Here is an 18,418-nt window from a genome sequence, read left to right as displayed (position 1 = left end):
GACGCGCCCGAAGTCGGGCGGGTCAGACGGCTGACCAGCCGTTGTCGACCGGGAGGATCGCGCCGTTGAGGTTGCCGGCGTGCGGGCTGCTGTCCCGCGACCAGGTGGCCGCCGCCGTCCCCGTCCGGGGGGTCCTCAACGGCCGCCGCGCCCCGCGCCCGACCGCCTGCGGTTTCACCCTGCGCGACGGCACGCCCGTCCTCGTCACGGTCGAGTGGGTCGCCCGGGACTCCGAGGAAGCGGAGCGCGTCTATCTCGGCGAAGTCGACTCCCTGTACAAAGAGGGCGCGACCCCTCGGCCGGTCTCCCCGACGCTGCGCATCGTGCGCGGTCTTCACCTGGAGGACGTCTTCGACACCGCCCTGATCCGCTCGGGGCGCGTCATCGTCCGGGTGACGGCCCAGCACTCCCCCGGCGCGATCCGGCGGATCGCGCTCCTGGTCGAACGCCGCCTGTGATCCCCGCGCGGACGCCCCCGCGCGGGGCCGTCACCGTCCGGGAGCGGTCGCGCGAACCTTCCGCAGGTGGTCCAGCCAGGCCAGCACGGGGGTGGAGGTGAGGCCGTGCAGGCAGACCGAGACCAGGACGGTGAAGGTCACCACCGCCCACAGCGACCGCGCGGAGACGCCGAAGTCGGCGTGACCGAGGGCGTAGGCCAGGTAGAACAGCGAGCCGATGCCGCGCACGCCGAAGAACGCGATGGTCCGCCGCTCGCGCGGCCCGGCCAGGCCCCGGTGCAGCGACAGCCAGCCGACCAGCGGCCGGACGACCAGCAGCAACAGCAGCCCCAGCGCCGCCCCCTGCCAGGTGAGATCGGCCAGGCCGCCGGTGGCGACGTAACCGCCGAGCAGCAGCAGGAGCCAGGCCGTGAGCAGGCGTTCGATCTGCTCGATGAAGCCGTGCAGGACGCCGTGGTAGCCGTGGGTCCGTTCCGCCGCGCGGATCGCGCAGGCCGTGGTGAACACCGCGATGAAGCCGTAGCCGCCCGCGGCCTCGGCGACGCCGTAGGCCAGCAGGGTGGCGGCCAGCGCCACGAACCCCTCGTTGCGCTCGGCCAGCCGCAGCGAGGTCCGCTGCGCGCGGAAGAACATCCGCCCCAGCAGCCATCCCACCAGCAGCCCGACGACCAGCCCGGCGGCGCACTTGTAGAGCAGGTCCACCGCCAGCCACGTCCCCAGCCACTCCCCCGGCCGGCCGCCCGCGCCGGCCAGGGCGACCGCCAGCAGCACCAGCGGGAACGCCAGCCCGTCGTTCAGCCCCGCCTCCGAGGTGAGGCTGAAGCGGACCTCGTCGTCGTCGTGCTCCTCGTCGTCGTACTCGTCGTCGGGCCCGACGGGTTCGCCGACCTGCACGTCGGAGGCCAGCACCGGGTCGGTGGGCGCGAGCACCGCGCCCAGCAGCAGCGCCGCCGCCAGCGGCCAGCCCAGCATCCACTGCGCCGCCCCGGCCATCGCCAGCGTCGTCACCGGCAGCACCACCACCAGCAGCCGGGCGGTGGACGACCAGCCGCGGCGGCCGAACGGGCGGTTCAGGGCCAGCCCCGCCCCCATCAGCGAGACGATCAGGCACAGTTCGGTGAGGTGCTCGGTGGCCGCCCGCTGCTCCACCGGGTCGGGCGAGGGCAGCGGCAACGGCAGCAGGTACAGCACCACGCCGCTCGCCAGGAACAGCACCGGCAGCGAGACCGGAAGGCGGGCGATCAGCCCGGGCAGCGCCGCCGCCAGCAGCGCCGCCGCGCCCGCGACCACGAAGACAAGATCGGTTTCCCCCACGCCCTCCCGCTGCCCATCTCGTCCCCGATCAATCTTTGATGTCGGGTTTCTCACGAAATTCGGCGGCGGTGGCGCCGTCCGGCACGATCATCTGGAGGCGGCCCAGGAGCATCTGGAGCAGCTCCTCCACGACCTCCGCCAGGGTCGCGTCCACCCAGCCGACGGCCCAGTCGTGCATGAGGCCGTTGACCGAGCCGATGAACGCGGCGGCGGTGACGCGGAAGTCGCGGCGCTCGATCTCGCCGCGGTCGGCGGCGTCGTCGAGCTGGCCGCACAGGAAGTCGACCCAGCGGGCCCGGCGGGTGAGGCGCTGGCGGTCCAGGCGCGGGCTCACCCCGATGATCTCGACGAAGGCGATCCGGGTGTGGCGGGGGTCGCCGGTCGCCCCGGCGGCGTAGGCGCGGAACAGGTGGGTGCAGCGCTCCACCGGTTCCATCCCCTCGGCCTCGGGCAGCGCCGCCAGCACCGCCCGCTCGGCGACGTCGTTGACCCGCAGGTGGAGTTCGGCGAGCAGGTCCTCCAGGGTCTGGAACTCCTCGTAGAACTGGCGGGTCGACAGGCCCGCGGCCCGGCTGACGTCGCTGACCCTGGTGGCGCGGTAGCCGGGCCCCGCCCCGAACAGCTCCAGCCCCGCCGCCATCAGCCGTTCCCGGCGCTCGGCCCGGCGCTCGGCCGCCGACCGGCCGCCGTACCGGCCCTCCGGTGGTGTGATCCTGCCCGACACCGTGCCCCCTGACCGTGCCCTCCGTGGCCCTCCGTGGCCCTCCGTGCGCGACGCGACGATTTTCCCGCACGGGCCCTTGTGGCGCGGATCACCCTTGCCTACCATCCAGTAACCGCAGTCTGAATATCCGCGTTTTCAAACTGTGCACTCCCCCCACTGGAGGACGGACATGAGATCCCCCACCCTCGCCCGGCTCCGCAGGACCCTGCTGTGCGCCGCCGTCGCCGCCTCGGTGGTCGGCACGGCCGCGCCCGCCACCGCGGCCCCCGCCACGGCCCGCAGCGCGCCGCAGTTGCAGGAGGTGATGTTCGTCGGCAACAACTGGGAGGGCACCGCCGACGTCATCAGGTCGCGGGGCGACTTCGCCCGCATCGGCCGCGTCAACGTCGTCCCCGACAAGGACGCGCGGCTGCGCGAGATCTACGCCAACCCCGTCCGACTGGCCTACTTCCTGGGCATCCGGGAGACCGTCGGCGAGGGGCACGACCAGTTCGTCGACGACATGTACTCCACCCCCGACGGCCGCGCCATGGTCGTCTCGCGTCCCAGCTTCGCCGACGTGGTCTCCATCGACGTCACCACCGGGCGGGTCAACTGGCGTTTCCCGGTGTCGGGCCACCGCGCCGACCACATGGCGGTCTCGCCCGACGGCACCCGCGTGGCGGTGTCGGCCTCGACCTCCAACACCGTCCACGTGCTGGACATCCGCACCGGGCAGCAGGTCGGCTCGTTCGCCACCGGCGCCAAGCCGCACGAGAACGTCTTCACCCGCGACGGCCACATCTGGAACATGTCCATCGGCGAGGTCAACACCGACCTGGACGCCCCCTGGCTGGACTGGACCAAGGGCGACCGCCGCATCACCGTCGTCGACGCCGCCACCTTCAGGCAGGTCAAGGTCATCGACATGCGGCAGCGGCTGGACGCCTTCGGCCACCGCGAGGCCTCCGACGCGGTCCGCCCGGTCGCCTTCACCCCCGACGAGTCGAAGCTGTACTTCCAGGTGTCGTTCTTCAACGGCTTCTACGAGTACGACGTCGCCGCCGACAGGATCACCCGCGTGAAGACCCTGCCGAAGAACCCCGGCACCAGCGAGGACCGCACCACCTGGGTCAACGACTCCCGCCACCACGGCGTCTCCATGAACCCCTCGGGCACCAAGCTGTGCGTCGCCGGGACCATGGACGACTACGCCACCGTCGTCGACCGCGCCACCCTGGACAACGGCCCGCTGGTCACCGCGGCCAAGCCCTACTGGGCCACCGTCAGCGGCGACGGCCGCGCCTGCGTCGTCTCCGAGAGCGGCGCGGACCGGGTCACCGCGATCGACTTCGCGACCGGCCAGAAGATCACCTCGGTCGCCGTCGGCGACCACCCCCAGCGCGTGCGCCTCGCCCACGTCCCGGCGGGCTGGACCGGGCCGGCCACCCGCTGACGACGCGTCCGGGCCGGAGACGCCCCCGCCCGCCTCCGGCCCGGACGTCCCACGAAAGGCCCGTCCCGTGGTGGGCGGATGTCCGGGTCCGGCTTTCGCGGATGTGGGGGATCTGGCACTGTTCCTGCCGAGGCGCTGGAGGGATGTGTCGATGGCCGAGGCTCTGGATGGGACCGCCGCACGCAAGGGCTGGTCGTTGGTGGTGGTCGGGTGGATAGGGTTCCCGCTCGTCCTGTTCGTCCTGCTGGCGACGGAGGACACCGCCGGCTGGTGGCGGTGGCCGGTGGCCGTGGCCGGCTTCGGGTTCTTCGTGTGCGTGGCCGTCGGCCTGGTCCGGTTGAAGGTCCACTACCGTGGCGGCCACAAGGCGGGCCTGGTGATCCTCACCCTCTGGGCGGCGTTCCCCGTCCTCGTCCTGCTCCCGTCGATCACTCCGGCGCGGACCAGCCAGGTCGAGTCGTGCCGGGTGTCGGAGCTGAAGCCGACGAGGGAGCTCTGGCTCAGGCAGGAGTACCGGGTCGCCTGCCCGTCAGGGACGCGCGAGGTGGTCTACAAGCCCAGTCCGCGCGCGAAGATGGCCGACGGCAACCGGCAGGTCCACGCCATCGGCAAGAAGGTCTGGGTCTCCTCCCCCAAGGGCGGTACGGGCAACCGGGGCACGTTCGTGCACAGCCCCGGCAGCGGCCGCTTCCGCGAGGCCGGCGTCCCTCTCCTCCTCATCCTGGGGCTGATGACGGCCATCGGCCTCTGGCGTGTCCTCTTCGGGCCGAAGCGCCCCGCCTCCCAGGAGGAGGGGCGGCGCTCGCCCGCCGATCCCGCCGACCGGCGTGTGACGGGCGCCTGACCCCTCCAGGGCCGGTCAGCCCCCGCCGGGCGGGGTGACGACCGCGGTGACGCGGACCTCGCCGCCGTGCCGGAAGACCAGCGTGAACGGCACGGTCCGGCCGGCCCGCAGGGGTTCGCGCGGCTGGATCATGACGTTGACGGTGGCGGGGGTCATGCGCACGGCGGTGTGCGACGGGACGGCGAGCCGGTCCAGCATCTCCATCCGCCCCGCCCCGTCCCGGTAGACGTGCCGGGAGAGCATGGCCGAGGCGGAGACCGGGGTGCGGACGGCCAGCAGCTCGTCGGGCTGGTCGCCGCGGTTGCGCACGGTGAAGTAGGCGCCGGTCCGCGCGGCGGTGGGCGCCATCACCCGCGCGTCCGTGACCTGCGGGCGCGCGGGACGGCCGGCCTGGCCGGTGACCGTCCAGGCCGTCAGCAGCGCCAGCGCGGCCCCTCCCGCCGCCAGCGAGGCGCGTACGGTGCTCATCGTCTCCCCTCGCGGAGCAGGCGCAGGCTGTTGCCCGCGACGAGCAGGGAGCTGAGCGACATGGCGACCGCCGCCAGCATGGGGTTGAGCCGTCCGAGCGCGGCCGCCGGGATCGTGACGGCGTTGTAGGCGAACGCCCACGCCAGGTTCGTCGTGATCGTCGTCCGCGCGCGCCGGGCCAGGCCGATCGCGTCGGCCAGGCCCGCGACGCCGGGGCGCACCAGCGTGACGTCGGCGGCCGCGGCGGCGGCGTCGGTGCCGCCCGCGACCGCGACGCCGAGGTCGGCGCGGGCGAGCGCGAGCGCGTCGTTGACGCCGTCGCCGACGACGGCGACGGCGTGTCCCCGCTCCCGCAGCCCGGCGACGAGCGCCGCCTTGCCCTCCGGGCCGATCCCGGCGTGGACGTCGGTGATGCCGAGACGCCGGGCGACGGCGCGGGCGGCCGCCGGGCGGTCCCCGGTGGCCATCACCGGGCGCAGCCCGCCGCGCCGCAGCCGCCCGACCGCCTCGGCCGCGTCGTGGTGGAGGGTGTCGCCGACCGTCAGCACGGCGACCGGGCGGCCGTCGACGCGCACGACGACGGCGGTGTGGCCCTGGTCGTCGGCGCGGGCGACGGCGGCGCGCAGCGGCGCGGGCAGCGGCCCGGCGTCGTCGCAGCGGACGACCTCGACCTCGCGTCCCTCGACCCGTCCGCGCACGCCGTGCCCGGGGGTCGCCCGGAACCCGGTCGCCTCCGGCGCCGGCGCGGGGGCCGCGCGCACGACGGCGCGGCCGATGGGGTGCTCGGAGGCGCGCTCGACCGCCGCGGCCAGCCGCAGAACCTCGCCCGGGTCCTCGCCCGCGACGACCGCGCGGTCCAGCAGCGTCATGCGGCCGCTGGTGAGCGTGCCGGTCTTGTCGAGCACGACGGTGTCGACGCGGCCGAGCCGTTCCAGCGCCCGGGGCCCGCCGATGACCACCCCGGCGCGCGCCCCGGCGCCGGTGGCGGCCAGGAACGCCAGCGGGACCGCCAGCCCGAGCGCGCACGGGCACGCCACGACCAGGACGGCGATGGCCGTGGTGACCGCCGCCGCGGGGGCGGCCCCGGCGCCGAGCCAGAAGCCGAGGCAGACCACCGAGACCACCAGCACCGCCGGGACGAAGACCCCGGCGATCCGGTCGGCGCGGCGCTGCGCCCGCGCCTTGGCGAGCTGGGCCTCCTCCAGCAGCGCGCCGATCCGGGCGAGCCGGGTGTCGGCGCCGACGGCGGTGGCGCGGACGACCAGCACGCCGCCGACGTTGCCGGTCCCGGCGGTCACGCGGTCGCCCGGGCCGCACTCGGCCGGCACGGCCTCCCCGGTGACCAGCCGTCCGTCGATCGCCGAGGCGCCCTCGACCACGACGCCGTCGGCGGCGACGGTCTCGCCGGGGCGGACCACGAACCGCTGCCCGGGCGCGAGCCGCCGCGCCGGTATCCGCGTGCCGTCCTCCAGGGTGACCTCCTTGGCGGTCAGGTCCTCCAGGGAGGCCAGCGCCGACCCCGTGCGGCGGCGGGCGCGCGCCTCCAGGAAACGGCCGACCGACACGAACAGCGTCACCCCGGCGGCCGACTCCAGGTACAGGTGCGCGGTGGCCTCCGCCGGGGTGGCGGTCCAGGCGAACGGCATGCGCATCCCGGGCTCGCCCGCGCCGCCGAGGAACAGCGCGTACACCGACCACGCGAACGCGGTGAGCACGCCGAGGCTGACGAGGGTGTCCATGGTGGCGGTCCCGTGCCGCAGCCCGCGCGCCGCCCGCGTGTGGAACGGCCACGCCCCCCAGACCGCCACCGGGGCGGCCAGGGCGAAGCTCAGCCACTGCCAGTTGCGGAACTGGAGCGCGGGCACCATCGACAGCACCAGGACCGGGGTGGCCAGGAGGGCCGTGACGGCCACGCGGCCGCGGTCGCCGCGCGCCGGGTCGTCCCGCCCGCCGGGCGGCTCGGGCTCGGGATCGGGCGCGTCCGGCCGTCCCCGGTACCCGGCCTTCTCGATCGCCGAGAGCAGCTCGTCGAGGGTGACCGAGGCGGGGTGGGCGATCCGGGCGCGGCCGGTGACGAGGTTCACCGTGGCGGTGACGCCCTGGAGGCGGCCGAGCCGCCGCTCCACCCGCGCCACGCACGCCGAGCAGGTCATGCCCTCGACGGTCAGGTGGGTCGTCCGGACGCTCATGGCCGTCCCCCCTCCATCGGCATGCCGCCCATGCCCGGCCGTCCGGTGGTTCCGGTGGCGGGCGGGGTGCCGGGCTCGGTGCGGTGCATGCCCGGGGAGACCGGCCCGGCGAGGCTTCCGGCGGCGAACGCGACGGCGAAGGACGCGGCGAGCAGCGCCGCGAACCCGGCGGCGGCCCTCATCGGCCCTCCATGAGGTCCTGGCCCAGGTAGCGGCCGGGCCGGCAGCCGTGCGGGACGGCGAACAGCGCGCTGGACTCGTGCCGGACGAACCGGCTCAGGTCGTCGGCCCGGGCGAGCCGCTGCTGGACGCGCGTGAACCCGTCGCGGGGGTCGGCCTGGAACGCGATGAACAGCAGCCCCGCGTCGGGCGCGCCGTCGGGGCGGTACCCGTCGAAGTAGGACAGGCCCTTGCGCAGGAGGGTCGCGCCGGAGTTGGACAGCGGCGACGACTGGCGGACGTGCGCGCTGGCGGCGATGGCGAGGCTCCCGTCGGGGTTCTGTTTTCGCAGGTCGGGTGCCGTGGACTCGGTGCCTCCCGACAGCGGCGCGCCGGTGTCGGCGCGCCTGCCGATGATCTGCTCCCGCCGGTGCCGGGGCAGCCGCTCCCAGTCGTCCAGCAGCATGCGGATCCGCCGGAAGACCAGGTAGCTGCCGCCGCGCATCCACGCCGGACCGGCCGCGAAGACCTTCCGGCCGAACCCCGGATCGTCCGGCCGGGGGTTGCCGCTGCCGTCCGGCTGGCCCATGAGGTTGCGCGGGGTGGCGCCGGTGCCGTCGGCGGTGCTGAAGCCGGTCATCTGCCAGCGCGGCCGCGCGGTCCCGCGACCGGCGGCGGCCAGGACGCGCAGCGCGTGCGCGACCACGAACGCGTCGTCGGCGGTGACCAGCACGCCGAGGTCGCCGTCGCTGCGGCGCGGGTCGATCGCGTCGCGCGGGAACGCGGGCAGCGGCTCCAGCTCGGCGGGCACCGGCGCCCCGATCCGCCGCAGCAGCGAGGCCCCGAATCCCACGGTGACGGTCAGCGAGGCCGGGCCGTACCCGGTGGGGGCGTCGCCCGGCACCGGGGCACCGGCCGTCAGCCGCCGCGCCGCGTCCGTCCACGCCTTCAGCAGCGCGGTCACCTCGGCCCGGCCCGCCTTCGGTTCCAGGTCGAACGCGGTGAACCGGCCGTGCGCCGCGGGCGGGGCGAGGATGCCCGCCTGGTGCTCGCCGTCGAAGGGGATGCTCCGGCCGGTCCACCGCCCGGACTCCGCACGGGTGGCCCCGACCGCCTGCGCCCCGGCGGCCCCGGCCACCAGGCCGCCGCCGGCCAGGGAGGCGGCGCCGAGCAGGCGGCGCCGTCCCAGCCGTCCGGTCCCGCCGGTCACGACGCGCCTCCCGGACGGCCGTCCCGCTCCAGCAGCCCGGGCAGGTCGGCCGCCAGGTCCCGCGCCGACACCCCGGACGGGTAGATCACGCGAGCCCGGCGGTCGGTGCCGAACACCACGAGCTGCCCGCCGTGGGTGACCTCGTAGCCGCCCTCGCGCACCTGCGGGCGTTCCAGCCCGATGCCGAGCGTGCGGGCCGCGGCCCGGGTCCGGTCGAAGTCGCCGGTCATCCCGATGAAGGACCGGTCGAACGAGGCGAGCCAGCTCTTCACCGCCTTGGGCGTGTCGCGCCACGGGTCGCTGGAGACGAAGACCACGGCGACGCGGGCCCGCTGGCCGGGGGTCAGCCGCCGCAGCGCGGCGGCGACGTCGGCCATCGTGGTCGGGCACACGTCCGGGCAGTTGGTGTAGCCGAAGAAGACCAGGGCCAGCCTGCCCCTGGTGGCCTCGGCGAGGTTGACGGGGCGCCCGGAGACGCCGGTCAGCGTCAGGTCCGGCTGGGGAAGCGGGCGGGGCAGCTCGATGCGGCGGACGCCGTCCGGCGCGGGGGCGGTCGTTCCGGCCGACGCCGGCGGCTCGGCGCCGTCCCCGCAGCCCGCCAGCAGGGCGGGCAGGAACAGGCCCAGCACCAGGGCCCGGCGCGAACGCCGTCCGGGAGGGGCATGGCGGTTGTGGGCATGCCGAAAGAACATGGTGCTCCTCGATGGGATCGGAAGGTCGGTGTCCTGCGACGACCACGACCCCGCGCCCGGCCCGCCGAACGGCGGATCACCGGTCGGCGGCGCGGGCGGAGCGGGCGGCGCGGCGCTCGAGGCGCGGCCGCCGCGGACGGGCCGTGATCAGATGGGGGCGTCTACCGCGACGCCGACCGGCCGAGGAGGACCGCGTCGTACGAGGGTGTGGCACAGCACGGCCACGTTCGGCGGGCGCTCGTCCTCACCCCGCCCGCGCCCGATGCGAGGGGCCCGCGCCTCAGCGGGGAGACCGCCGCCGAACAGGACGGCGAACGTCCACAGCACGGGCCGCAGCAGGAACCCGGCGACGGCGTCCAGCATCCGCCACAGGGCGCGCTCCCCCGCGTACAACCAGAGCGCGACCAGCGCGCCCGCCAGCGCGTGCGCGCCGAGCATCCCCGGTGACGCGCCGCCGTGGTCCATCGGCACGGGCGTTCCCGCGCCGCCGTGATGGGCGGCGCCGGGCACCGCGGCGGCCGGGTGGCCGAGATGGGCGGACCAGGTGAACCACAGATGCAGGACCCCCTGCACCACCTCGACGGCGAGCAGCAGCCACCAGGCCGAACGCCGCCGGTCGGCCAGGCAGTGGCCGGCCGCGGTCAGCCCGGCCAGCGCCGTCCACCCGGCCCAGGCGGGCGCGGGATGCGGGGTCATCAGGTCGTGCCCCGCCAGCGACAGCACGACGCACACCGAGGCGAACAGCCCCGAGCGCATCAGGCGGAACCAACCAGGGGGACGCATGACCTCACCATGAACTACGACCTGTAGTAGAAGAACGCTACACCGACCCGCCGCGCGGCCGTTCGGGGGGATGCGCGCACCCTGCCGGGACGTCGTGAGCGGAATCGCAGCGTGCGGGCCGCGATGTGACACAGTGCACATTCGTGGGCGGAAACAGTGGGTTCGACTCCCATAGCGGTCCGTGTCGGCCGGGTTTCTAATTGGGAGCCACCTCGGTCCCACCCCTGATTTTCCGTCGGCCTGACCGAGTGGCATGAGCCGTTCTCCTCATGCGGACGCCGACGGACAGGAGGATTCGATGCTGCTCCCCACCCCCGCCGAAGCGGCACGGCCGTCCGGAAGGACCAGGCGCGGCCGCGGGCTCCTGGCCGCCGCCCTGTCGGCCGGAGCGGCGGCGCTGACCGCCGTCGCCGCGTTCGCGGTCCCCTCGGCCACGGCCACCGCCGCGCCCGTCCACGACCCGGTGATCATGATCCCGGGGATGACGGGCAACACCACGTCGATGGACACGATGAAGAGCAACCTGCAGTCCAACGGCTGGCCCGCCGACCGGTTGTTCACCTGGACCGACAGCAGCAAGATGACCCAGGACCTGGCCGTGGCCGCCCGGGAGCTGGGCGCCAAGGTCGACCAGGTCCGCTCCCAGACCGGCGCCTCCCGGGTGGTGCTGGCCACCTGGTCGGCCTCCACCCTGGCCGCCCGCTACTACATCAAGAACCTGGGCGGCGGCGACAAGGTGTCGCAGTACATCGGCTTCGCCGGCCCGCAGCACGGCACCACCAACAACGGCTGCCAGTTCTACGTGTCCTGTCAGCAGTTCGCCTCGCCCAACACCCCGTTCCTACGGGCCCTGAACTCCGGTACCGAGGTGCCCCACAGCAACAAGGTCGCCTACATGACGGTGCGGTCGGTCAACGACATCAACGCCGCCCCCTACGACACCGCCAAGCTGGAAGGCGCCCACCTGAACTACCTGATGTCCGGGCCCACGGCGCCCACCCACTTCACCATCATCAGGGATGCCACCGCCCTGGCCGAGATGCGCAGGTTCATCAAGGAGCACGAGGGCACCACCCCGCCCACCACACCCCCGACCACGCCGCCGCCTTCCTCGGGCACCTGCTACATCACCAGCAACACCGGTCACGTCCAGGCCGGTCGCGCCCGCGCCGTCTGGGGCCAGACCTACGCCAACGGCTCCAACCAGTACATGGGCTACCACTCGGCCTACGTCACCACCAAGCTCCGCCAGAAGGCCGACAACCACTACGTCATCGACAACACCTGCACCTGACCGCACGCCCCACGGCCGGGCCCGCAGAACCGGGCCCGGCTAGGTCGCGCTGCGGACGAGGTCGTGGACGGCCTCGCTCATCGTGACCGGGTCGACCTCGCCGAGCGGCACCGTGTCCTGCGGCGAGGGGGCGGGGGCCGGGCCCGCCCACAGCGCGTTGATCCTCTGGGGCTCGCCCTCCCCGTACATGTAGGCGGAGAGGCCGGGGCTCAGGTCCGCCACGACGTACAGGCCCGCGGGGTCGCGCCGGGCGAGCCATCCGCCCGCGAACCCGCCGTCGGCGGTCACGGACTCCCAGCGCCCCTGGGAGTGCCCCTTGGCCTTGCCGTAGGGCAGCACGAGCCCCTCCACGCGGGCGAGCCGGTGCGCGGCGCGCTCGTCGTCGGTGAGCCGGTGGACGGGCCGCCCGAGCTGCTCGAACGGTTGCAGGATCTCGTAGTCGGCGAACAGTTCCGCCCAGGCGTCGAGGTCGTCCAGCAGGATCGGGTGGGCGATGCCGACGCGGGCGTCCGGCTCCGGGGTGAACGGGTCGTCGTTCACGTCGGCGTAGGTGCGGTCCTCGGCGACGCGGAAGGCGGTCCCGCCGTCGGTGATCCACACCAGCCGGCGGGTGATGTGCCCCATCAGCGGGTGGGCGACGAACAGGGCGTGGAAGTCCTCCGGTGTCCACTCCCGCCGGTTGATCATGGCCAGTTCGAGGCGCTTGATCTCCTGGTCGGCGATCGTCCGCAGGTCCTTCCGCAGGCCCGTGAACAGGGCGTGCGCGGCCGGGGCGAGGGCCGGGTCGTCCTTGGGGCCGGGCTTGGGCGCGCTCCTGCGGAGCTTGCCGTTCGGCTCCACGACCAGCGGGACGAGCTGCTGGTCGAAGGTCACGGTGAACCGGCGGGGGCCGTAGTCCAGGACCAGGGTGCCCTGGTCGTCCAGGCCGAAGTCCGGGACGGCGCGGTCGGCCAGGGCCTCCGGCGTGATGCCGCGCGCGGCGGCGATCTGGTCGATCTTCCGGAGCGCCCTCGCCTTCAGCCCCTTGTGCCGCCCCCGGCGGGCCAGTTCGAACAGGTGGGTGAGGGCGACGTCGGAGCCGATCTGGGCGAGGACGTCCAGCGCGGCGGTGGCGCGGGTGGAATTGCCCTCGCCCGGCCAGAGCCTGATCAGCGGGCTGAGCCGCCGCACCGTCGTGTCGTCGCCGATCAGGCCGAGCTGGGCGAGCGCCCAGTTGTACCGGCCGAGCGCGCCGAGGGCGTACCAGTACTGGAACAGGGCCCAGGAGAACTCGGCCAGCGAGTGCCGATCGCAGAACTCGCGCACGGCCGCGGCCTCGGGGTCCTTCCTGGCGAGCAGGTTCAGCAGGCGCCTGGTCGCGTTCTCGGGCAGTGCCCGGTCGCCGCCCCGCGTGAGGATCTGCGGGAGCAGCGCCGGGTCGGCCCAGTCCACCTTCGCGCTGCGGGCGGGCTTGCCCGCAAGCATGTCGGGCACCTCGTCGCTGTCCGGAACGGCCGGGCGCGGCAGCAGCGCCTCGACGGCCCTCGACGGTTTCGACGGCAGTTCCGCGGCCAGGTCGGGCCGGGCGTACAGCAGGCTCCGCAGCAGCCCGGCCGCCCGGAGGCCGCGGGTCGTGCCGTCGTCGACCGTCGACGCCAGCGACCGGACCGCGTGGACCGGGTGGCGTTCGATCGCCTCCCGCAGGACGGCGGGCACGCCCTTCTGGCCTGTCCGGTCCAGCATGATGGGAAAGACTCCTTCGTCGGGGATCGCCAGGAGGGCCTTCAACACGAACGGACGCCTCTCGTCGGCGCCGTGGTAGGAGGAGTTCTCAAGTGCCCTTTCGAGCAGCGGGAGGGCGCCCGCGCCCAGCCCGTCGAGCAGCGTCCCGAGCACGGCGGGGGTCTCCGGTGTCCAGCCGATCCGGTCGGCCTGCCCGGCGTGGGACAGCGAGCAGAGCACGTGTTCGGGCCTGAGGGTCCGCTGGAGGGAGGAATCCGCGAAGGAATCCTCCACCCAGGCCGTCTCGGTCGGTACGAGATAGGAGACCGTGCCGCGCCTCCAGGTGTCGCCGCGGTGCGCCGCCAGGCGCGCGACCGCGTCGCGGTACTCCGCCTCCGGGGCCGCCGCCAGCAGCGTGCGGAGCCGCTTCATCACGGTGTCCTCGGCGATCCACTCGCCCGCGCCGAAGTGGTCCGCGGAGGTCCTGCGCCGGATCTCCCCGCGCCACCCGGCGGGCCCCTCACCGACATAGCTGTAGGCGACGAGCCGGATGACGCCGTCGGCGTCGGGTGTCGCCGGTCGCGGCACCGGGCCGAGCTCGACGGAGGCCGTCTCGGTGACCGCGCGGGCGGCGAAGGCGAGCCCGTGGTCCAGGACCCAGGCGTCCAGGAAGGCCGCGCCGTCGGTGCCCGGGAGGTACTTCACCGCGACGGCGGCGACGACCGCCGCGCCCACCGGGTCGGGCTCGCCGTCCAGCCACGCCCGGACGGCCTTGGCCAGCTCGGGGTCGGTGCGCTCGTGGCCCGCCATCTCCGCGGCGATCGGGCGTGCCTCGCGCTCCTGTTCGCGCGCCCGCCGCGCGGCGTCCTCGTCCAGGACGACCCGCGGCCCGGCGACCCCGCCGCGCCTGGGATGTATGTGCTCACGCCATTCGACCGGAATGTCCACCGTCTCGACCATGGCCCCGCAACCTAGCGATCACGGCCGACATTTCCGCCGAGCGTCCTCTCACAGGGGGTGTGGGCCGACGGCGGTGGATCGCGGGTGGGGTCGTGGGCCGAGGTGGTCCAGGTGGATCGTGCCGATGACGAACGCCGGCAGCCCGCAGGGCGACGGCGCGCCCGGGCTCGGTGAGGCCGGCGATGACGAGCCGGCGGCCACCATGGATCGCCCCTGGTTCACCGGGGCGCTGGCCGCTGATACCGCGCCGCGGATGCTGGACGCCTTGGTCGCCGCTACGACCACGGTCCTGGAGCTCGTCGCCCCGACCGGCAGGGTGCCGGAGGCCGCCGCCGCGAGCGATCCCGAGGTCGCCGCCCTGTGGCCGAGGGACGTCGATCCGCGTCACGTCGTCCATCGGACGGCGGCCGAGGCGGCCGACCTGCCGTACGGGCTGCTCAGCCCCGATCCGTACCTGCCTGTTCGTGCGCGAACGCGGCTGGCCGCTCGAACGCCGGACACGATGGGTGGGCCAGACCCTGCACGCCCAGCTCCACTCCGGGTGACCCCGGCGCGGGTCGAGCGGGCCGGCGGACCACCACCGGAAAAACGTGGTTTCCGCCTGCCGACCGCCAGATGTCCGGTGAACGCCCCTGTCGTCCCGCTCTATCACAGGTTGATCTCTCCCGTACCGGCCGGCCCCGCTCATCGGATAATCGGGAAGCGGGCGTGGACGGCCGGCCAGAGCGTGTCGAGGTCGTGTCCACAGGGGGACGATTGACGGAATCAGACGGGTTGTTCGGCCGTATTCGCGGGGATATTTCGGGCTTGTTCGCCCTGCTCATCGCCGCGTCGGAGGACCCTCACGGGACGGGCCCGACCCACCGGTGCATCCGTGTGCTACTGTTACATCAGTTGCGGTTCCCATAGACATTTGCACGCGCCTGTAGGTTCTCCACACAACCTCTGGCGCGTTTTTTGTTGTTCTGGATTTTCCGGATGGGTCTATCGCGGCGCTCCCGGTCCACACGGTGTGGATCGGGATCAAACCCAGAAGGAGAACGATATGGCCACCGGTACCGTCAAGTGGTTCAACTCGGAAAAGGGCTTCGGCTTCATCGAGCAGGACGGCGGCGGCGCCGACGTCTTCGCCCACTACTCCAACATCGCCGCCCAGGGCTACCGTGAGCTCCAGGAGGGCCAGAAGGTGTCCTTCGACATCACCCAGGGCCAGAAGGGCCCGCAGGCGGAGAACATCGTTCCCGCCTGAAACGGCTGACGGTCTCCCGCGGCGGGCGCCGGCCCGTTCCGCCCCGCCGCGGGGGCATCGCCACCAGCGGCCCCCACCGGCCGCCCACCCGGCACGACCGGGCCGCGCATCCGCGGCCCGCCGCCCGCGGTTCGTTCTTGAGAATCCCGCATACGGCCCCGCTTCGGGCCTGTGGAGCCTTCCTCGACACGCGCCGTTCTGAGGAAGGTCTCTCACCATGCCCCGTACTTCGCGTACCTCGCGACCGCCCGCCCACGGCCGGTCCCGCGCCCGCGGCCCGCAGGCCGCCCACCCCTCCCGGCCGCAGCCGGGCGAGGGCGAGTTCACCCAGCCCACGCCCGTCACCCCGGCGCTGCCCGCCGTCACCTCGTTCGCCGAGCTGTCGATGCCCGCGCCGCTGCTGGCCACGCTGACGCGCCAGGGGGTGACCGCCCCGTTCCCCATCCAGGGCGCGACGCTGCCCGACGCCCTCAACGGCCGTGACGTGCTGGGCCGGGGACGCACCGGCTCGGGCAAGACCCTGGCCTTCGGCCTGGCGCTGCTGGCCCGCACCGCGGGGCGACGCGCCGAACCGCGCCGTCCGCTGGCGCTGGTGCTGGTCCCCACCCGGGAGCTCGCCCAGCAGGTCACCGAGGCCCTCACCCCCTACGCCCGCGCCGTCGGGCTGCGGATGACCACCGTGGTGGGCGGCATGCCGCTGCCGCGCCAGGCCAACGCCCTGCAACGCGGCACCGAGGTGCTGGTCGCCACCCCCGGCCGCCTGACCGACCTGATCGACCGGGGCGCGTGCCGGCTGGACCAGGTGACCCTCACCGTGCTGGACGAGGCCGACCAGATGGCCGACATGGGCTTTCTGCCCCAGGTCACCCGGCTGCTGAACGACGTGGCGCCCGGCGGCCAGCGGATGCTGTTCTCGGCCACCCTGGACCGCAACGTCGACGCGCTGGTGCGCCGCTTCCTGCACGACCCGGTGACCCACTCGGTCGACCCCACCGCCGCCACGGTCACCACGATGGAGCACCACCTGCTCCATGTCACCGAGGCCGACAAGCACGACACCACCGCGCACATCGCGGCCCGCGCCGGCCGGGTCATCATGTTCGTCGCCATGAAGCACAGCGCCGACCGGCTGGTGCGCAAGCTGACGGCCTGCGGCGTCCGCGCCGCCGCGCTGCACGGCGGCAAGACCCAGTCCCAGCGCAACCGCACCCTCAACGGCTTCCGCTCCGGAGACCTGACCGTGCTGGTCGCCACCAACGTCGCCGCGCGCGGCATCCACATCGACGACCTGGACCTGGTCATCAACGTGGATCCGCCCACCGACCACAAGGACTACCTCCATCGCGGCGGGCGCACCGCCCGCGCCGGGCAGTCCGGCACCGTGGCCACCCTGGTGCTGCCCTCCCAGCGCCGCGCGATGAACCATCTCATGTCCCGGGCCGACATCACCCCGCACAACACCACCGTGCGCCCCGGCGACCCCGAGCTGGCCCGCATCACCGGTGCCCGGACCCCGTCAGGCGTCCCCGTCGACGTCACCGCCCCGGCCGGCGGTCAGGCCCGCCCGCGCCACACCGCCCCCAGCCGCCGCGGCCCGCGCGACTCGCAGCCCGCCCGCTCCGCACGAGGCGGACGTCCGGCGCGCAGCAAGACCTCTCGCTAGGGACGAGGCGCGAGCGAAGCACCCCACACCCCGCGAGGCCGACACCGTTCGGCGGCCTCGCGGGGTGAAGGCCGTCAAGAGACGGTCAGGTTCCAGGGTCGGTCCCGGGGGTGGATGCCGGGTAGGGCCGCAGCAGCGGACGGGCCTCGGCCAATGTCATCTCGGTGAGACCGTAGGAGCAGACCTCCAGCCATGACAGGTAGCCGCCCTGGACGAAGAGCAGGACTTCTCCCAGCCATTCCTCCCCGCCGGTGACGATCTGCGCCTCAGCGGCGATCACGGTGCCGCGGCCGGGGACCGACGCGGGCGGCACGGCATCGGTGTCCAGCTCGAAATAGGCGGTGCCGCACCCGCACCCGCAGCGCTCCCGCACACCGAGGTGCGGAAGCTGACCGCGAAGCTCCCGGTGCGCCGGGCCGTCGCCGTCCAGGAGGAGGTCCAGGACATCGGCGACGTCCTCGGGAAGGTTCCGCATGAGCCGATACCGTATCCGACCTGCGTTTCCTCAGGGATCACGGAGCGGGGTGGGGCGCCGTAGGGGTCGTCGGCGCTTGACCTTGACACGGTGACAACGTCTTCACTGCGGTCAGGGAGGTGGTCCCGATGACCATGCCGGAAGAGGACACGAACGTCATGCGAGCCCTCCAGGGGCTGGAGAGCAGCGGTTCGTCGGTGCGGCTGCGGGCGGCGATGGCGGTCGGCACGGCCCCTGACCCGCGGTTCGTCGGCAAGCTCGTCGAACGGTGCGCGATCGAGCCCGAGTTCTTCGTGCGCGACATGCTCACCTGGGCGCTCACCCGCCACCCGTCGTCGGTGACGGTGCCCAGGCTCATCGACGAACTGCGCTCGGAGCGTGCGCAGGCACGGAGCCAGGCGCTGCACACGCTGTCCAAGATCGGGGATCGGCGGGCGTGGCCGGCGATCACGCGGGCGCTGCTGACCGACGCCGACGACGAGGTGGCGCGGAGCGCGTGGCGGGCGGCGGTCGTGCTCGTGCCCGAGGGCGGGGAAGCCGAGCTGGCCGCGGTGCTGGCGACACAGCTCGGGCGCGGGGCGCGCGAGACGCGGTTGAGCCTCAGCCGAGCGCTGATCGCGCTCGGTGAGGTGATCATGCCGGTCCTGCGTGCCGCGATGACGGGTCCCGACCCCCGGGCGCGTCACCATGCGATCGTCACGGAACGGCTGTTGCGCGACCCGGACGCCGGGTTCGAGTTCGCGGTCGAGGAGGCCAAGCGCCTCGTCGCCCTCGGCATGGCCGGCCAGGAGGGATGATGG

Annotated in this window: 18 protein-coding genes; 8 read left to right on the top strand and 10 right to left on the bottom strand. The window is 74.0% G+C overall.

What is annotated here, in order from left to right; translation table 11 throughout:
* The first annotated feature begins 65 nt into the window (after window positions 1-65).
* The gene (locus tag HNR61_RS22295; protein WP_182845089.1) at window positions 66-458 is read left to right on the top strand and encodes a hypothetical protein; all 393 of its coding nucleotides are present in this window, start codon (window positions 66-68) and stop codon (window positions 456-458) included.
* Window positions 459-488: 30 nt separating this feature from the next.
* On the opposite strand, the gene HNR61_RS22290 is transcribed toward HNR61_RS22295, so the two are convergent.
* Window positions 489-1,772 (bottom strand): cation:proton antiporter, encoded by a 1,284-nt coding sequence (locus HNR61_RS22290; protein ID WP_182845088.1) that lies wholly within the window; start codon window positions 1,770-1,772, stop codon window positions 489-491.
* A gap of 28 nt (window positions 1,773-1,800) precedes the next feature.
* Window positions 1,801-2,496, bottom strand: a complete 696-nt coding sequence (locus tag HNR61_RS22285; RefSeq protein ID WP_182845087.1) for a TetR/AcrR family transcriptional regulator — start codon at window positions 2,494-2,496, stop codon at window positions 1,801-1,803.
* A 169-nt stretch (window positions 2,497-2,665) separates the two neighbouring features.
* Between HNR61_RS22285 and HNR61_RS22280 the strand changes: the two genes are divergently transcribed.
* Entirely contained in the window at window positions 2,666-3,931 is a 1,266-nt protein-coding gene (locus HNR61_RS22280) for a YncE family protein (RefSeq protein WP_182845086.1), read from the top strand.
* Between the two features lie 151 nt (window positions 3,932-4,082).
* On the top strand, window positions 4,083-4,775 hold the full coding sequence (locus HNR61_RS22275) for a hypothetical protein (protein WP_182845085.1): 693 nt from the start codon (window positions 4,083-4,085) through the stop codon (window positions 4,773-4,775).
* A 15-nt stretch (window positions 4,776-4,790) separates the two neighbouring features.
* On the opposite strand, the gene HNR61_RS22270 is transcribed toward HNR61_RS22275, so the two are convergent.
* From HNR61_RS22270 to HNR61_RS22245, 6 genes are all read right to left on the bottom strand, one after another.
* Window positions 4,791-5,243: a copper chaperone PCu(A)C gene (locus tag HNR61_RS22270; protein ID WP_182845084.1), complete on the bottom strand. Its 453-nt coding sequence runs from the start codon at window positions 5,241-5,243 to the stop codon at window positions 4,791-4,793.
* Window positions 5,240-7,432 carry a heavy metal translocating P-type ATPase gene (locus tag HNR61_RS22265; RefSeq protein ID WP_246443265.1) on the bottom strand — a complete coding sequence of 731 codons (2,193 nt, stop codon included), beginning with the start codon at window positions 7,430-7,432 and terminating at the stop codon, window positions 5,240-5,242. The genes HNR61_RS22270 and HNR61_RS22265 overlap by 4 nt, the downstream gene beginning before the upstream one ends.
* On the bottom strand, window positions 7,429-7,614 hold the full coding sequence (locus HNR61_RS22260) for a hypothetical protein (RefSeq protein ID WP_182845083.1): 186 nt from the start codon (window positions 7,612-7,614) through the stop codon (window positions 7,429-7,431). Before HNR61_RS22260 ends, HNR61_RS22265 begins: the two co-directional genes overlap by 4 nt.
* On the bottom strand, window positions 7,611-8,801 hold the full coding sequence (locus HNR61_RS22255) for a Dyp-type peroxidase (protein ID WP_182845082.1): 1,191 nt from the start codon (window positions 8,799-8,801) through the stop codon (window positions 7,611-7,613). The genes HNR61_RS22260 and HNR61_RS22255 overlap by 4 nt, the downstream gene beginning before the upstream one ends.
* Window positions 8,798-9,493 (bottom strand): SCO family protein, encoded by a 696-nt coding sequence (locus HNR61_RS22250; RefSeq protein WP_182845081.1) that lies wholly within the window; start codon window positions 9,491-9,493, stop codon window positions 8,798-8,800. Before HNR61_RS22250 ends, HNR61_RS22255 begins: the two co-directional genes overlap by 4 nt.
* 147 nt (window positions 9,494-9,640) lie before the next feature.
* The gene (locus HNR61_RS22245; RefSeq protein ID WP_182845080.1) at window positions 9,641-10,276 is read right to left on the bottom strand and encodes a hypothetical protein; all 636 of its coding nucleotides are present in this window, start codon (window positions 10,274-10,276) and stop codon (window positions 9,641-9,643) included.
* A gap of 298 nt (window positions 10,277-10,574) precedes the next feature.
* On the opposite strand from HNR61_RS22245, the gene HNR61_RS22240 reads away from it, so the two are divergent.
* Entirely contained in the window at window positions 10,575-11,570 is a 996-nt protein-coding gene (locus tag HNR61_RS22240) for an esterase/lipase family protein (RefSeq protein ID WP_182845079.1), read from the top strand.
* Window positions 11,571-11,609: 39 nt separating this feature from the next.
* Here HNR61_RS22240 and HNR61_RS22235 read toward each other — a convergent pair whose 3' ends face one another.
* Entirely contained in the window at window positions 11,610-14,231 is a 2,622-nt protein-coding gene (locus tag HNR61_RS22235; RefSeq protein WP_182845078.1) for a DUF4132 domain-containing protein, read from the bottom strand.
* Window positions 14,232-14,355: 124 nt separating this feature from the next.
* Between HNR61_RS22235 and HNR61_RS22230 the strand changes: the two genes are divergently transcribed.
* The 3 genes from HNR61_RS22230 (at window position 14,356) to HNR61_RS22220 (ending at window position 17,143) form a co-directional block, all read left to right on the top strand.
* A complete protein-coding gene (locus tag HNR61_RS22230) occupies window positions 14,356-14,991 on the top strand; it encodes a hypothetical protein (RefSeq protein ID WP_182845077.1) in 636 nt (211 codons plus the stop codon).
* Between the two features lie 285 nt (window positions 14,992-15,276).
* Window positions 15,277-15,480, top strand: coding sequence for a cold-shock protein (locus HNR61_RS22225; protein ID WP_045313469.1), 204 nt, complete (start codon window positions 15,277-15,279; stop codon window positions 15,478-15,480).
* A gap of 217 nt (window positions 15,481-15,697) precedes the next feature.
* Entirely contained in the window at window positions 15,698-17,143 is a 1,446-nt protein-coding gene (locus HNR61_RS22220) for a DEAD/DEAH box helicase (protein WP_182845076.1), read from the top strand.
* An 85-nt stretch (window positions 17,144-17,228) separates the two neighbouring features.
* On the opposite strand, the gene HNR61_RS22215 is transcribed toward HNR61_RS22220, so the two are convergent.
* The gene (locus HNR61_RS22215; RefSeq protein WP_182845075.1) at window positions 17,229-17,618 is read right to left on the bottom strand and encodes a hypothetical protein; all 390 of its coding nucleotides are present in this window, start codon (window positions 17,616-17,618) and stop codon (window positions 17,229-17,231) included.
* A gap of 128 nt (window positions 17,619-17,746) precedes the next feature.
* On the opposite strand from HNR61_RS22215, the gene HNR61_RS22210 reads away from it, so the two are divergent.
* A complete protein-coding gene (locus HNR61_RS22210; RefSeq protein ID WP_182845074.1) occupies window positions 17,747-18,415 on the top strand; it encodes a HEAT repeat domain-containing protein in 669 nt (222 codons plus the stop codon).
* Window positions 18,416-18,418 lie beyond the last annotated feature (3 nt).

Origin of the sequence: Actinomadura kijaniata (assembly GCF_014138665.1) — a bacterium.
GTDB lineage: Bacteria > Actinomycetota > Actinomycetes > Streptosporangiales > Streptosporangiaceae > Spirillospora > Spirillospora kijaniata.
This window is presented reverse-complemented; position numbering and strand designations above follow the sequence as displayed.

Coding starts and splice junctions, on each gene's coding strand:
- HNR61_RS22280 (WP_182845086.1), top strand. CDS start 2,666: ATGAGATCCCCCACCCTCGCCCGGCTCCGCAGGACCCTGCTGTGCGCC.
- HNR61_RS22220 (WP_182845076.1), top strand. CDS start 15,698: ATGCCCCGTACTTCGCGTACCTCGCGACCGCCCGCCCACGGCCGGTCC.
- HNR61_RS22225 (WP_045313469.1), top strand. CDS start 15,277: ATGGCCACCGGTACCGTCAAGTGGTTCAACTCGGAAAAGGGCTTCGGC.
- HNR61_RS22210 (WP_182845074.1), top strand. CDS start 17,747: ATGACCATGCCGGAAGAGGACACGAACGTCATGCGAGCCCTCCAGGGG.
- HNR61_RS22250 (WP_182845081.1), bottom strand. CDS start 9,493: ATGTTCTTTCGGCATGCCCACAACCGCCATGCCCCTCCCGGACGGCGT.
- HNR61_RS22215 (WP_182845075.1), bottom strand. CDS start 17,618: ATGCGGAACCTTCCCGAGGACGTCGCCGATGTCCTGGACCTCCTCCTG.
- HNR61_RS22265 (WP_246443265.1), bottom strand. CDS start 7,432: ATGAGCGTCCGGACGACCCACCTGACCGTCGAGGGCATGACCTGCTCG.
- HNR61_RS22275 (WP_182845085.1), top strand. CDS start 4,083: ATGGCCGAGGCTCTGGATGGGACCGCCGCACGCAAGGGCTGGTCGTTG.
- HNR61_RS22245 (WP_182845080.1), bottom strand. CDS start 10,276: ATGCGTCCCCCTGGTTGGTTCCGCCTGATGCGCTCGGGGCTGTTCGCC.
- HNR61_RS22230 (WP_182845077.1), top strand. CDS start 14,356: ATGACGAACGCCGGCAGCCCGCAGGGCGACGGCGCGCCCGGGCTCGGT.
- HNR61_RS22240 (WP_182845079.1), top strand. CDS start 10,575: ATGCTGCTCCCCACCCCCGCCGAAGCGGCACGGCCGTCCGGAAGGACC.
- HNR61_RS22270 (WP_182845084.1), bottom strand. CDS start 5,243: ATGAGCACCGTACGCGCCTCGCTGGCGGCGGGAGGGGCCGCGCTGGCG.
- HNR61_RS22235 (WP_182845078.1), bottom strand. CDS start 14,231: ATGGTCGAGACGGTGGACATTCCGGTCGAATGGCGTGAGCACATACAT.
- HNR61_RS22260 (WP_182845083.1), bottom strand. CDS start 7,614: ATGAGGGCCGCCGCCGGGTTCGCGGCGCTGCTCGCCGCGTCCTTCGCC.